13 protein-coding genes are annotated in these 13,654 nt (G+C 45.7%); 9 read left to right on the top strand and 4 right to left on the bottom strand.

Annotation, left to right across the window (positions count from 1 at the left end; translation table 11 throughout):
* Positions 1–55: 55 nt before the first annotated feature.
* Entirely contained in the window at positions 56–1,798 is a 1,743-nt protein-coding gene (locus tag FKV70_RS09115; RefSeq protein WP_142612622.1) for an ABC transporter substrate-binding protein, read from the bottom strand.
* A gap of 147 nt (positions 1,799–1,945) precedes the next feature.
* Between FKV70_RS09115 and FKV70_RS09110 the strand changes: the two genes are divergently transcribed.
* The 4 genes from FKV70_RS09110 (at position 1,946) to FKV70_RS09100 (ending at position 4,833) form a co-directional block, all read left to right on the top strand.
* Positions 1,946–3,460: a DUF4153 domain-containing protein gene (locus FKV70_RS09110; protein ID WP_142612621.1), complete on the top strand. Its 1,515-nt coding sequence runs from the start codon at positions 1,946–1,948 to the stop codon at positions 3,458–3,460.
* A gap of 14 nt (positions 3,461–3,474) precedes the next feature.
* Positions 3,475–4,041 carry a hypothetical protein gene (locus FKV70_RS09105; protein WP_142612620.1) on the top strand — a complete coding sequence of 189 codons (567 nt, stop codon included), beginning with the start codon at positions 3,475–3,477 and terminating at the stop codon, positions 4,039–4,041.
* A gap of 9 nt (positions 4,042–4,050) precedes the next feature.
* Positions 4,051–4,209 (top strand): hypothetical protein, encoded by a 159-nt coding sequence (locus FKV70_RS26100; RefSeq protein ID WP_167669719.1) that lies wholly within the window; start codon positions 4,051–4,053, stop codon positions 4,207–4,209.
* Positions 4,210–4,395: 186 nt separating this feature from the next.
* Complete coding sequence (locus FKV70_RS09100; protein WP_142612619.1) at positions 4,396–4,833, top strand: hypothetical protein; 438 nt, start codon at positions 4,396–4,398, stop codon at positions 4,831–4,833.
* A gap of 72 nt (positions 4,834–4,905) precedes the next feature.
* Here FKV70_RS09100 and FKV70_RS09095 read toward each other — a convergent pair whose 3' ends face one another.
* Complete coding sequence (locus FKV70_RS09095) at positions 4,906–6,024, bottom strand: WG repeat-containing protein (RefSeq protein WP_142612618.1); 1,119 nt, start codon at positions 6,022–6,024, stop codon at positions 4,906–4,908.
* Positions 6,025–6,179: 155 nt separating this feature from the next.
* Positions 6,180–6,893, bottom strand: coding sequence for an SAM-dependent methyltransferase (locus FKV70_RS09090; RefSeq protein ID WP_142612617.1), 714 nt, complete (start codon positions 6,891–6,893; stop codon positions 6,180–6,182).
* A gap of 317 nt (positions 6,894–7,210) precedes the next feature.
* On the opposite strand from FKV70_RS09090, the gene FKV70_RS09085 reads away from it, so the two are divergent.
* The 5 genes from FKV70_RS09085 (at position 7,211) to FKV70_RS09065 (ending at position 11,666) form a co-directional block, all read left to right on the top strand.
* Positions 7,211–7,528, top strand: a complete 318-nt coding sequence (locus FKV70_RS09085) for a PTS sugar transporter subunit IIB (protein ID WP_063207371.1) — start codon at positions 7,211–7,213, stop codon at positions 7,526–7,528.
* Complete coding sequence (locus FKV70_RS09080) at positions 7,521–7,853, top strand: PTS sugar transporter subunit IIA (protein ID WP_058830993.1); 333 nt, start codon at positions 7,521–7,523, stop codon at positions 7,851–7,853. The genes FKV70_RS09085 and FKV70_RS09080 overlap by 8 nt, the downstream gene beginning before the upstream one ends.
* 84 nt (positions 7,854–7,937) lie before the next feature.
* Positions 7,938–9,266: a PTS cellobiose transporter subunit IIC gene (gene celB / locus FKV70_RS09075; RefSeq protein WP_064797608.1), complete on the top strand. Its 1,329-nt coding sequence runs from the start codon at positions 7,938–7,940 to the stop codon at positions 9,264–9,266.
* Positions 9,267–9,339: 73 nt separating this feature from the next.
* Positions 9,340–10,749 (top strand): glycoside hydrolase family 1 protein, encoded by a 1,410-nt coding sequence (locus FKV70_RS09070; RefSeq protein WP_142612742.1) that lies wholly within the window; start codon positions 9,340–9,342, stop codon positions 10,747–10,749.
* Between the two features lie 206 nt (positions 10,750–10,955).
* Complete coding sequence (locus FKV70_RS09065; RefSeq protein WP_013373714.1) at positions 10,956–11,666, top strand: GntR family transcriptional regulator; 711 nt, start codon at positions 10,956–10,958, stop codon at positions 11,664–11,666.
* A gap of 94 nt (positions 11,667–11,760) precedes the next feature.
* On the opposite strand, the gene FKV70_RS09060 is transcribed toward FKV70_RS09065, so the two are convergent.
* Positions 11,761–13,299, bottom strand: a complete 1,539-nt coding sequence (locus FKV70_RS09060; RefSeq protein WP_142612616.1) for a family 43 glycosylhydrolase — start codon at positions 13,297–13,299, stop codon at positions 11,761–11,763.
* Positions 13,300–13,654 lie beyond the last annotated feature (355 nt).

Genomic DNA, 13,654 nt, shown 5'->3' with positions numbered 1-13,654 from the left:
GAAAAAGAGGATACCTTTTTTGATGTGGACACGCATCTGAAGGGGACTGTTGCCGTTAAGAATGCGGAGTCGGAGGTTGGGCAGGTGGAAACCAGACATGACGCAAATCGACCCAGCCTTGGCTGTTAAAAGATACGCCGCGCACAGAAGGAAGATAGGCCGTCTGAACGGGCTTTTCATATAAAATATGCAATTGGTGCTCATCCATGAGCCGAGTTTCGATATGCTCAAATTGCTGTGCCCTCACGGTATGATCGGCTTCCCGTGCAATTTCGCGCAGCAGTCTTTCGATATCCACACGGCTGTGCGGCTCCACATGCCCGGATACATTGAGATACAGATCAAACAGGCGCAGTTGCTCATCACGATCCCGAAACAGAGAGAAGATGATCAAGTCTGATTCCATCCGAATAGATGAGCTTTTGAATTCATTCATGGGTGCGGCCACGATGCTACAGGTATATCCACAGGATTTGAGCTGGGCCGCAACCCGTTCCGCATCTGCTCTATACTCGGGAATGGTGGCAATTTGCAGCGTCGCCAGTGGTTCGAATGCGTCGTTGGCGTTAGATGAATCCCCTGCTGAAGGAAGGGGGCGAGGATCCAGACATGCTACAATGCGAGCACGTATTTCCGGGTTGCGCAGTGGTCCATCCTTGTATGTGTTACATGTGATAAACTTGCGTACCGAAGCCGCCGAGTGAATCTGACTCCATGCGGTATCTGTGTCTCTTGCCAGTATAGGATTATGGATAATGTGAAAAGAAGAAGCGGTATCCTCCATTTCCGACGATTCCAGCTTAGTCGCCCACGGGAGTTGGACGATTTCTACCCGATCTAGATGAGCACGGCCTTGAAAATAAGGAGCAAAAGCCTCCAGTATACACAGGCTTTCGTTCATTTCCGTGACCTTGAAAGCCCCCGTACCGATAGGACGGACGCCAAAGGCGGCTTCACCCACCTGATTAAGTTCACGCGGCACAATCGCAGCCCGGCTGGTACACAGGAAGGATAGAAATAGCTCGTTCGGCTCCTTTAGTATGAAACGTACCATTGTCGGACTTAACGCCTGAACGTGCTGAATTTGCCGCACAATAAAATGGTACAGTCTCCTTCCCGGCGCTCGACTCAATCGCTCAAAGGTATAGACGACGTCTTCTGCGGTCAGTATTTTGCCGTTATGAAACAGCACTTCTTTACGCAGGAAAAAGGTCCACTGCGTACGAGTGATATCCACCTCCCAAGCATGGGACAGTCCCGGCAAAATTTCACCGCTCTCGTTCGCCCGGCGGGCCAGCCCGTCAAAGACATGGCTGGATACGAAGGACTCGGCAAGCCAGTTCAAATACAACGGGTCCAGCGTATAGAGCTGTTGACGGATAGGCAGACGCAGCGTGTCGATCTGCTGCTGATCACTACGAACCTCCGCATGATGCCCGAAATAATTCAGCAGCCAGCCTTGTAAATGCTCCTGCATGGTGGAGGACCGCGAGTGAACTCGAATTTCATCCAGCGCGCGTTTGATATCATGGCGGTCTATGGCTTGCATCATGGATTGCACGGCAATGTCTTCCGGCTGAATGAGGAAGCGCAGACTGGAACGGCGGCCTCTGCCTCGGCGGGGAGTCCACTGGATCCAGTCGTGCTGCTCCATTTTCTGAACGATCATTAAGGCATTGCGGTGGGTGCAGTCAAAAATAGCCGCCAACTCATCCAGCGTAGTCTCTATCGTATGGTTCTCGTCTCTGTCGTCAGCTGCATGTGAGTGAAGTTGTAAAAATTGGGCGTGAAGTTTCATTCAGGCATGCTCCGTTTCCCCTATGCTTGATTAAAAGCGCACCCGCTTTTATAAAATAGGAAATTTTATTTCGATTAATTTCTCTTTATCTTCTTATTTTATCATCTACAATAAGGGTTATAAAGCATAGTTGTGGAGGTATTTACCATGCATGACAAGTTGAGTGGAACGTCTTTGCCAAAACCGTCGTTGTTGTCCGCCTTTGCTGGCGCCATTGTGTTGGCACTGGTTCATCAATATCTGTTCTACGGACATGGGCTGGGCGTGTCTATGCCTATTTTTGTTGCTGTATTTTATGCTTATATGTATGCCTTTAATCGAGATCGTTTCCAGCCAAGTTCATGGATAAATTTTTTGCTATTTGTGATCATTTTCATGCTGGCATTGACATATGTGCTGTTCAATAACCTGGTCTTTTATGTGCTAAATGCCCTGGCTATACCTGCTCTGATTAGCATACATATGGTGCTGCTGTTTGGGGAGAACAGGCATGGATGGTCAGAACCGGGGATTATCGGTCAGGCGCTAAGCCATTGGTTTTATCAAAACTTTCGTCATATCGTGACTCCGTTTCGGATGGCCAAAACGGCAGCCTTTCGGAATGTAAAAGACGAGCGTAAACGTGTGTTAGGTAAAGTGACGATCGGTTTGCTTATCGCCTTGCCCCTGCTGTTCATCATCATATCTTTACTGGCTTCGGCAGATGGGATGTTCAGAAATTTGTTATCCGGCATACCTGAGTGGATCGGTACGCTGTCCTTTGGAAGTGGCATGCTGCGGCTAATCTGGGCCTGCTTTTTCACCTTCTGCTTCTTCTGTTACTTGTGGGGATTCGTACAGCCTGCTCCGCGGAAAACGGAGAGAGAGGTTCAGCCATCATCCACAGTACCTTACCACGAGCCAGTCGCGATCAAGTTTGATCCTGTCATTACGGCTACAGTGCTGATTGCTATGAACCTGGTGTATGTTGTGTTCGTCGTGCTGCAGTTTGGATATCTGTTTGGCGCATGGGAGGGTGCTTTGCCAGAAGGAACCTCGTATGCCGAATATGCGAGAAGAGGGTTCGGAGAGCTGGTAATGGTCACAGGTATCAACTTTGTGCTGATGATCAGTGTATTGAAGTGGACTGAATTTGGCTCAGGGATAGCACAAACATTGAACAGCGGCCTGCTGTACCTACTCGTAGGTTGTTCGGGTGTGATGCTGTACTCAGGATATACCCGACTGGTCATGTACGAAGAAGCATACGGCTATACGTATACCCGCTATCTGGTACACGCGTTTATGATTTTTCTAGGCTTGTTGCTGCTCATTGCAGCCGTGCGTATTCATGTCCGTCAGCTTCCGCTGGCAAAATATTATATTGTACTCGCTCTGATCGCCTATGTTGTCGTTAATTATGTGGGCATGGATGTACGGATAGCTGAAAATAATCTGGAACGGTATCGCACAACATCGGTGATAGACAAGGAATATTTGAGTGAGCTATCAGCAGATGCGATTCCGCTGCTGATTGATTTTAGCCGCAAGGAACATGGAACGCTGGATGAGTTTTTACAAGCCCGCTTTACGAGCATGACGAGAGAAGAATCAGATTGGCCAGAATTCAATTGGGCTACGTATCGAGCGCAACGAGAATTGCACGACTATATTTTAAAATGAGAGGTGTTTGGGGAATGATTGGAACAGATACGTTACAAGGTATGGCACTAGAGCTACAGGTTGAAATGTCACACTACCGACATCAATTTGGTGTAAGACGGAACGATTTTCTCGTAGAGGCTATGTCCTACGGAATGAGTGAGGAGGAAGCCCGTGCTTGTGCTATCCAGCGTATTGGACCAGTCGTTCCCGTCACCAGTATGCCAACGTTGGCTCTAGGCAAGTCCAGACCACTCAGTCCAATGTTAGCAGCGCGGTACCAATATGCCGGGGATTGGAAGGACATCCATGAGCACTTGCTTCTTCCTAATGAAGTGCTACGGATCGCAGCTACTGAGCAGTTTCGCAGCTGGATCAGCGATATGCGAAATTACTGGGTGGAATCGGCACCTTACCGATTTGGGGATGATCGTCTTTCGCTGCTATCGGTTGCAAGCGAGAAAGAAGGTCACTTTTCCATGCTCGTCTGGAGGGAACCGGGTGAAGAGCCGGAGGTATGGACGTACGCTTCCCAGCACGAATACCGATTCAGACATTTGCTCCACTGGTTCAAGTGGCTGAATGGACGCAGTGAAGAATGAGAGGCACAGATGATGAAAAAGAATCATAAATGGATTGTGCTGTTTATCGGCATTGCTTTAATGGTAGGGATTACAGACTATTTTACACAGGCTAAGCCAGCGACTACTCCTGAGCTTATCGTTCCAACCTTAATCAGTGATGAAAGCCTTCAGCTAAGCGCTGATTAAACAATAAGGGGTATACATTATAAAAATATAGTTTATTTTCTGTGATATTGCGTTGTTAAAGTAAGCCGAAAATCACCCTAATAGTTGAGAGGGAATCGAAGCCAACATCAATTGAATGTGAAGCCATTCAGATGTTCAAGCGACTCCGTCATTTCCTCTACAACTTATAATCAGGGGGAATTTTCAATGGCTAGAAGTGCAAGCACATACGCATCTGTAATCGACGGTTTTAAGGTGGAAACGAACAAAAAGTATTCACCGGTAGGTGGAACGAAATGCAATATTTTCGCGCAAGATGTCATGTCTGCGATGTCGGCACCCTTGCCGAGTGGCTTAGCCAACCAAATGGCTGATGATTTACTGAACAAAAAGGCACCGGGCTGGTCCTCTGTAACCTTTCAGGATGCTCAAAATAGAGCAAATCTCGGGTATCCTACGATCGGGATCAAAAAAGCAGATGGGCATGGTCATGTCGTGGTCGTCAGACCGAAGGGTTCATCCATCACGATCTTGAAGGAAGTACAGATTGCTCAGGCGGGGACCAAAAATTACAACAGCAATACTATTAATTATTCTTGGGTGGCAGCTGATCTGCCTGGAGTGAAATTCTACACACACGACTAAGAGGATTTAAAATATTGGCAATCTAAAAGACCCTGGAGGCAGATGGTGTGGATCTGCTTCCAGGGTCTTTTTTTATTTTGAAACAGAATGCTTAGATACAATGAAGGCTTTGCCTGGTTTGATAAAAGCAACTGCATAGCCATTAGAGAAGGAAGAAGATTCAGATCTGTATTCAAGTTTAGTTAGCAATTGGCCTTGGCGATTGATGTAACCGAATTTTCCGTCTGAGACAGATGAGTTTGTTTGTTTACCGACTAAAGCAATGCCTTCCTTGAATGGAGATGCAACATCATATTTTTGTTGATATTTAATGACCAATGCTCCAGTTTTATCAATAAATCCAACCTCATTTTTCGCATTTTTCACACTGGCTAAGCCTTCACTAAAATCCTGTGCATCCATAAATTTAAAGGGAATCACGACTTTCCCCTGTTTATTGATGAATCCCCATTTACCCTTGGCATTTTGGACTGGAGCCAATCCTTCCGAGAAGTCCCCACCGGATTGATATTGAGGCGGAATGACTTCTTTCCCTGCCGTATTGATATAACCGTACAGACCCTTGCTATTCTGAATAATAGCAAGGCCATTCGAGAAACTACGGCTGTATTTGTATTGATAAGGAATTGCTACTTGACCGGAAGTATTCACAAAACCAATCTTCCCAGTGTTAGGGGCATAGGCAAGAGCCAGGCCGTCTGTAAGTACATATTCCGAATCCCCATCTATTTTAAAATGAGAAAGGATTTTTCCTGTTCGATCTATAATGGCATTTTCTTTGGTGTCCGCTATGGTGACCTTGGCTTTGCCTTCGCTAAACGAATGAGCTTCGGCATATTGGCAAGGAATAACCAGTGTTCCTTTGGTATTAATGTATCCATAGAGATTGGTTTTTGTATTTTTAACTACAGCGCGCTGCTCATGAAAATCCTCACCAACAGGCTTGATCTCGGCAGGAAGAGAGAAAGCTTTTGCTCCTTTGGTATTGTAATACACAAGGCTTCCAGCAGATGTTTCGGCAGCCAATAAGCCATCATGAAAAGCACCATCGCTGAGCGGGCGAGCAATGTTGTAATCCAGTGGACTTTTGGAAACCTCAATGGTTGTTGCACTGGATGCGGCCCAGCCTGTTCCCGTAATGGAGAGGCTAGTCACCAGAATTAATGCAGCTAATCCTAACTTTTTTAACATGCATAAGCTCCTTTGTGAGTTGATTTTAACTTCAGGCTTTCGAAAATTCTGCCCTCATACGTAAGGTCTTCCATAATATAGACGAAAAAAATATAGGAATGTTTCTTGGTATTCTAAATTTTTCTAATTTTCAGTGTGAAAGCTCTAAAGCTGTCCTATATCTTTCGGATACGCAACAGCGAGTTGCCGTTACGCATAAACTCGTACGGGACTTTGACCTCCGTCACTCGTAAGCCTTCCGCTTCCAGCTCAAGAATCAATCGATCTAGCAGTTCGTAACGAGTATCCGTTAAATCGGTCAGTGGAAAAATACGGACTTCCTCTGAGGCCACTCGTAGTAGCTCGTGTATCGTATTTTTATGAAACTCATAGTCAAGTCGATCACTATACATAAACAGAAAATGGGCGGACAGCACGATGTTAAACTGTTCATCCCCAAAGGGAAGCTCCGGAAGCATCGCAGAAACGTAGCGTTCTGGATGCTTCCTCATATCCTGTGTGCAATCCTGGAGTGCTTGACGGCGCTGCTCGCTAAGCTCTTGCACATCTCCATAATAGCTCCAAACATAATTATCTTTTGCACGTTCTAGTGTTTCCATTGCATGGGTAATATCCAGTTGACCTTTTCGTTGTAGATCGTCAACCTTGTGATCGTAGGCGATATCGCTTGCGGTGACGTTCAGCGAGGCTTTGCAGCCCAGAGCGGTGAACGAACATGCGCCTGCAGGACAGTCCAAAATTTTTTTACCTACAAGTTCAGAAATGTGCAAATTGAACATTTGTACGTACTCTTCAAACGTGCGACCGATGAACACGATCCGGTCCAACTCTTGCTTGGTTTTACTTTGACTCTTCTCATCTCTACTCATCTCTACTCACCTCAGCTATTCTTTTGGGTACGGGGGGCTCGGCTCTCGCACCGTTAAGTTCATGTTAACATTTTTTAGAATTCCATAACATATCATCAGGCATAACCTTCATAGTGAAAATGATTAGTATTGAGAGATTAAAGATAACAGATCACGCTCATGTTCAAGAAAAAAAGAAGAAAAAGTGTCATTTTTTTAAAAAAGCCTATACATATAAATTAAATGTATAGACAAATCAAAAGTATGGATTTATAATTACGCTGTAAACGTTTTCTATTACTTAATATCCAATAAGACCTTGAAGGGGAGGAATAATCATGAAGAAAATTTTACTGGCGTGCAGCTCAGGTATGTCTACAAGTTTGCTGGTTACCAAGATGCAGGAATATGCTAAATCCATTGGAGATGAGGCTGAAATTTGGGCAGTAGGTCAAGATCAGGCGGCAGAGGATATGGCTAAGGCTGACGCGGTATTGATTGGCCCGCAAATGAGTTTTCTTAAAGGACAACTGGAAAAGGAAGCAGCTCCATATGGGATTCATGTAGAAGTGATCGACATGATGGCCTACGGAATGGTTGACGGTAAGAAAGCCTACGAACAAGCCATGAAGCTGGTGGAACGCAAAAATGGATAAAGTTAATATAGCTGAATTGACGGAAGAGCAAATTAGTTTCCAACTTATTCTTCATAGTGGAAGCGCTCGCAGTAAAGTAATTCAAGCACTGACTGAATACCGAAATGAAAATGTAGAAGGCGCGGACGAACTGCTCAAAGAAGCCAAGCAAGATTTACGTGCTGCACATGATATCCATTTTCAAATGGTTAAGAAGGAAGCGGGAGGTACTCAAACTCCCTTCTCGCTCCTTCTGATGCATGCCGAGGATCATCTGATGTCCACGGTTACCATGAAGGATCTGGTTAAGGAACTGCTGGAGCTGTTCAAATCCAGAAGTTTATAGCAGGACCTGTAAAATTGTGAATTTTGGGACATGAAATGCTTGCAACCCTATGGATGCAAGTCACTTCGCGGGGAGGAATAGGCTTTGTTTGAAAAATTAAGCCGGATACTGATACCTATTGCCGGTAAACTGAACAACAACCGCTATCTTACTGTACTGCGTGATGCATTTATGTTGTCATTTCCATTAACAGTTTTTGGCTCCATCATTGTCGTTATTATCAATCTGCCGTTTCTAAAAGGTTGGATGGGCGACGGTAATTATGCGACTTTTAACAGTCTGCTGAACATTGCGCCGAGTGCCACCCTGAACATCATGACCTTATTCGTGGTTGTTGGGATCGGCTATTATTTATCCCGAAGTTATAAGGTCGAGCCCATATTCGGCGGCATGATCGCGTTGGTCAGCTTCTTGATGCTCACCCCGTTTGTGCTGACACAAGAAAACGGTGCCACGATTGCTGGTGTCATTCCTTTGGATCGGATTGGGGCCAAAGGCATGTTCCTTGGCATGATCGTAGCTTTTATAGCTGCTGAAATTTACCGAAGAGTGACACAGCGGAACATTGTTATCAAAATGCCTCCAGGCGTTCCGCCAGCTGTTGCCAAATCGTTTGCCGCTTTGCTTCCGGCGTGTATCACATTGGGCATATTTTTGATCGTTAATATTGTAGTTACACTGACTCTTCATAATAACCTGCATGATCTGATTTATCATGCTGTACAGGCACCTCTGGTGCATTTGGGCAGTGGTATTATACCTACATTAATTGCTATTTTCTTTGTTCAGCTTTTATGGTTCTTTGGGCTTCATGGTCAGATTATTATCAACTCAGTCATGGAACCGATCTGGAATACGCTGGCACTTGAAAACTACGAAGCGTACTCCAAAGGAGCAGAACTGCCGCATATTATCACCAAGCAGTTTGTGGATATTTATACCGTAGGTATCGGTGGTACAGGTATGACACTGGCAGTCGTGCTCACGATTCTGATCTTTCTAAAGAGCAAGCAATTGAAGCAGGTCAGTAAGTTGGCCATTGGACCAGGTCTATTCAATGTCAATGAACCCGTCATTTTCGGTTTGCCGGTTGTGATGAATCCGCTTATTTTTGTCCCATGGGTCATTGCTCCAATGATCGTTACGCTGATTACTTACTTCGCGATGTCCACCGGGCTTGTACCGCCGCCTAACGGAATACAGGTTCCTTGGACGATGCCGTTGTTCTTTAGTGGAATGATGGCTACGGGATCTCTAATGGGAGGCGTACTGCAGTTGTTTAATATGGCTGTCGTTTTTGTCATTTGGTTCCCATTCCTGAAATTTATTGATCGGATGAACGTCCGTAGAGAGCAGGAAGAGGAGCTTAACCAAGCAGCCATTGCAGGTAAGGATCAAACTGTTGGAATGTAAAGTGAATGAGCTGCTGGGTTAGCGGTTTGTTCATTGGAAAAGAGAGAGGAGTAGAGCTGTGAATCATACCGAAATGAAAGATATCGAGCAGCAAGCCATTCAATACCGTTTTCCATCCGACTTCTGGTGGGGCTCATCAGCCTCAGCTACCCAGACAGAAGGAACCGTGGAGGGAGACGGCAAAGGACCGAACATCTGGGATTATTGGTTTGAGCAGGAGCCAAACCGTTTTTATGACGGGGTGGGACCTGGCGATACATCCCGCTTCTATACTCGTTACAAAGAAGATATTGCACTCATGAAAGAGCTTGGTCATAACTCCTTCCGGTTCTCCATTTCCTGGTCACGCCTGTTTCCGGCAGGAAGAGGTGAATTGAACCAGAAGGCGGTTCAATTCTATAATGACGTCATTGCAGAGTTGAATCAGGCAGGGATTGAGCCGTTTGTGAATCTGTATCATTTTGATTTGCCGATGGCTTTACAGGAAAAAGGAGGCTGGGTAAACCGGGAGACGGTCGAAGCTTACGTGGATTACACTAACACTTGTTTTGAACTATTCGGAGATCGTGTAGCCAAATGGTTTACACATAACGAGCCGATTGTCCCGGTGGAAGGCGGCTATCTGTACGATTTTCACTATCCAAATGAGGTGGATTTCGGGAAAGCTGTACAGGTGGGATATCATACCCTGTTATCGAGCGCGAGTGCCATTAAGGCATACAGAGAGGGAGGCTATAAGGGGGAAATTGGTATTATTTTGAACCTCACGCCAACTTATCCGCGTAGTCAGCACCCGGCAGACGTGCAGGCTGCTGAAATATGCGATGCGTTCTTTAACCGTTCCTTTTTAGACCCATCTGTGACGGGAGAATTTAATCCTTTGCTCGTGGAGTTGTTACGCCAAGAGGGATTCGTTCCAACCATGGAAGACGGAGATCGGGAGATTATACGTCAGGGCACTGTGGACCTGCTGGGGATTAACTATTATCAGCCGCGCAGAGTCAAGGCTCGCGAAAGTCTGCCGAATCCAGATGCACCTTTTGTGCCGGAACGATTCTTCGATTATTACGCCATGCCTGGTCGTAAGATGAATGAGATGCGAGGCTGGGAGATTTATGAGAAGGGCATTTACGACATTCTGACCAATGTCAGAGAAAATTACGGAAACATTGAATGCTTCATTTCAGAAAATGGAATGGGTGTTCAAGGCGAGGAAAAATTCAGGGATGAGAACGGCATGATCCATGATGACTATCGCATTGATTTTATCCGTGAGCATCTCAAATGGGTCCAACGGGCCATCTCAGAAGGCTCCAATGTGAAAGGCTATCACTTATGGACATTTATGGACAACTGGTCCTGGACGAACGCTTATAAAAATCGTTATGGCTTCGTATCTGTCGACCTTCAGAACGAAGGCAAAAGATCCGTTAAACAGAGTGGGCACTGGTTCAAACAAGTGATCGAAAATAACGGATTCTAAGGTGGTGGGTGGTCCTCTGGACCACCTTTTTTTATCACCAAGCCAAGTTACCCTGTATACTGCTGGTGAGAAAGTATATTGTTCGGTATACTTACTTATACCATAATACCTCGATGTCCCCGCCTGCAGAACCAAAAGAACCAGCGCTACCGATATTTTTGGTAAAATGCTGACATAAAACAAATTTTAGTACAGGTGGTAGACAGATGAATAAATACCAACGGATTGCACAAGAGGTCAAGAAGCGCATTATAGATAAGACCTATAGCAGTGATGATCCGATCCCCGACGAAATTTCACTGGCCAGTGAGTTCCGGGTAAGTCGGATGACGATTAAGAGGGCATTGGATACGTTGGTGTCGGAAGGGCTGTTGAATCGTAAAAGAGGACACGGAACCTTTATCGTCAAATCGGTCTACAATGGTCCGGTTAATGTCGTTGTGAATGAAATGCTGGGGCTGACTAACGTACTGCGCGGGAAAGAAATCAAAAGTAAAATCATAGCCTTTGACGTTCAATTTCCATCTGAAGAGGTAGCGGCGCATCTATTTATTGATGCCAATTCTCCTGTGTATCATGTAGTCCGTCTGCGTATTGTAGAAGGCGAGCCGTATGTGATAGAGCGCACATACATGCCTACCAAGCTGATCAGCGGTATTACCGAGCAGGTGTTGCACGGCTCAGTGTACAAACATATTAAGGAGGAGTTGGGCCTTAATATTGTCAGTTCACATCGTACCATCCGTGCGTCCAAGTCGACCGAGCTAGATTGGGAACATTTGGATTGTGGTGCGGATGATCCGGTTTTAGAAATTGAGCAGGTAGGTTATCTGGATACGGGTATACCGTTTGAATACTCATTCTCACGGCATCGGTATGATAAATTTGTGTTTACCACAGTAAATCGGATACGTTGAGCGAATGAGTACGAAACAGGTGGTAAAGCAAACATGGCAGAAGAAGCCTATCTAATATGGGATTCTCCTGCCTGTTCTTTTTTAATGAAGCAAGTTAATGACCAAGCAATCTGACTTCATGGACCGTTGGGGTGTACCAGTTGTTTGGATTGTTAAATAAAACCGCATTTACAAGATTGATGCGCACGTAACGGGCTTGGAAGTTAACTTTGTCACTGGTAAAGCCATATGCGGTATTGCTTGTGCGGTCAATGGTGGAATAATTAGCACCATCCGCGCTATATTCGATTTTATACTTATAATATGCTTCAGATCCTTTGTACATAAACCATGAAATATCCACTTCGCTAATCGTCTTGGTGCTGCCCAAATCGACCTGCCACCATGCAGGCCAGGATGCAGATGTAGCTTTCCATGAGGTTTGGGGATTGCCATCGTTCGCCAGTGAAGCTGGAGAAGCGGATGCGGCTGAGCTGGCAGTCGCCGTTTTGCCTTGCGCGTGATTCACAAGAGACGGCAGGATGACCTTGCCTGTGGCGGCATCTAGATCCCAACTACTGTACCAATTGAGAGTTGCTGTTTTATTAGCATCATTCAAGGTCAGTGGCAACCAAATAAATTTGTGGTCGCTCAGATTGAGCGGGTTCCAGCGGTCACCCATATAGATGTAGCTGGTTCCTGCGCTGCCTGTAATCGTGGCAATGGAGTGGATTTGCGATCCATAAGCCGCTGGATCACCGAAGGGCGACAAAGCAGACCAGCTCCCAGTCATAGAGCTGGCGGTTGCATAGGCGCCCTGATTGGGATACCAGCCGGATGCTTGCGAGGTGAACAGGTAGTAGGTGTCGTTCTTTTTCACAACAGCAGGCGCTTCACGATAACCATTCTCAAAAATCCAGCCAACGAACGACTGCACGCCCGTATAATCAGCTGTCAGCTTGAAGATCGCCATCGTATCGTTGGCGCCGCCATTTTTACGGGAAGCTGTAATGAGGTAGCCGCTACCGTCGGTATCTGTGAACACTGTCATATCACGGGACTCGTAATTCAGTGGACGGAAGCTGCCTTGGTAGGTAAAATTCCCGTCGGGTGTATCACTGGTAGCGACAGCTACGCGACCGAGTGAGTAGTCCGTGCCATTTTCATAGTGTGCCCATAATACATATTTACCGGTGGATTTGTTGTAAATGACTTTGGGACGCTCGATCTTGCTTGAATTCAGCTCAGGGGCGGAATTTTTGGTGAGAATGCTGCTGCGGAAGGACCAATTTTTCAAATCGGTCGAGGTATATACGTTCACTTTTTCAAACTTCCAGTTTTCGGCATGCTCGCCGTACCAATAATAAGTGGAGCCTACTTTCAGGATATTACCGCTATTCGCCTGAATCGGGTTGCCTGCGGTATCTTTCCAATTCGTTCCGTTCGTAATGGCAGTGCTTGCTGTTGTGCTCAAAGATAGTTCAGTATGCGTAGCGTCCAAAACATTCACTGCCTGGTTAGCCTCGGCCCCGTAGGTTGCTTGGGTCACATCTGTCGCACTAGCCTGTGCAGTATCAGGTTGAAGCCCTGTACCCACAGACATGAGAATAAGGCATACCCATATGCCTAGCCATTTGCTATACATCCACTTCACGATATCATCTGCCTCCCATATAAATAGGATGGCCCGAACAGCTTGTCCGGCACCTCAACTACGATTTTATCCTAGTTGGAAACGTTTACAAGTGGAATAAATTGAAGTCTTTCCAATCAGAAATTGGATTCGGCACTGAATGAAAGAGGGGATAGTATCGAATAATTTAAAGGGAGCCTTCCTTCTTTTCTTACTTGTAAATGTGCTATTATCTATACCGAAAATGTATATGATTGTGCGTTTTGTCATTGACATGTTCACATTATTTCAAATTTAAAGTGACTGGAATCACATAAAGGGTTACTTTATGTGGGTATACTTGCTTTTATTGAGGGTTAACAAAAGGGAGCTATGT

Source organism: Paenibacillus ottowii (genome assembly GCF_006874425.1).
In the GTDB taxonomy this organism is placed as follows: Bacteria; Bacillota; Bacilli; order Paenibacillales; family Paenibacillaceae; genus Paenibacillus; species Paenibacillus ottowii.
The sequence above is the reverse complement of the archived record's forward strand: the minus strand, read 5'-3'. Positions and strand labels throughout refer to the sequence as shown.

What these genes read in the sequence shown, in the direction of transcription:
- FKV70_RS26100 (WP_167669719.1), top strand. Translation starts at nt 4,051, where the DNA reads ATGATGAAAAAGAATCATAAATGGATTGTGCTGTTTATCGGCATTGCT.
- FKV70_RS09110 (WP_142612621.1), top strand. Translation starts at nt 1,946, where the DNA reads ATGCATGACAAGTTGAGTGGAACGTCTTTGCCAAAACCGTCGTTGTTG.
- FKV70_RS09065 (WP_013373714.1), top strand. Translation starts at nt 10,956, where the DNA reads ATGAATAAATACCAACGGATTGCACAAGAGGTCAAGAAGCGCATTATA.
- FKV70_RS09070 (WP_142612742.1), top strand. Translation starts at nt 9,340, where the DNA reads ATGAAAGATATCGAGCAGCAAGCCATTCAATACCGTTTTCCATCCGAC.
- FKV70_RS09100 (WP_142612619.1), top strand. Translation starts at nt 4,396, where the DNA reads ATGGCTAGAAGTGCAAGCACATACGCATCTGTAATCGACGGTTTTAAG.
- FKV70_RS09080 (WP_058830993.1), top strand. Translation starts at nt 7,521, where the DNA reads ATGGATAAAGTTAATATAGCTGAATTGACGGAAGAGCAAATTAGTTTC.
- FKV70_RS09095 (WP_142612618.1), bottom strand. Translation starts at nt 6,024, where the DNA reads ATGTTAAAAAAGTTAGGATTAGCTGCATTAATTCTGGTGACTAGCCTC.
- FKV70_RS09105 (WP_142612620.1), top strand. Translation starts at nt 3,475, where the DNA reads ATGATTGGAACAGATACGTTACAAGGTATGGCACTAGAGCTACAGGTT.
- FKV70_RS09090 (WP_142612617.1), bottom strand. Translation starts at nt 6,893, where the DNA reads ATGAGTAGAGATGAGAAGAGTCAAAGTAAAACCAAGCAAGAGTTGGAC.
- FKV70_RS09115 (WP_142612622.1), bottom strand. Translation starts at nt 1,798, where the DNA reads ATGAAACTTCACGCCCAATTTTTACAACTTCACTCACATGCAGCTGAC.
- FKV70_RS09085 (WP_063207371.1), top strand. Translation starts at nt 7,211, where the DNA reads ATGAAGAAAATTTTACTGGCGTGCAGCTCAGGTATGTCTACAAGTTTG.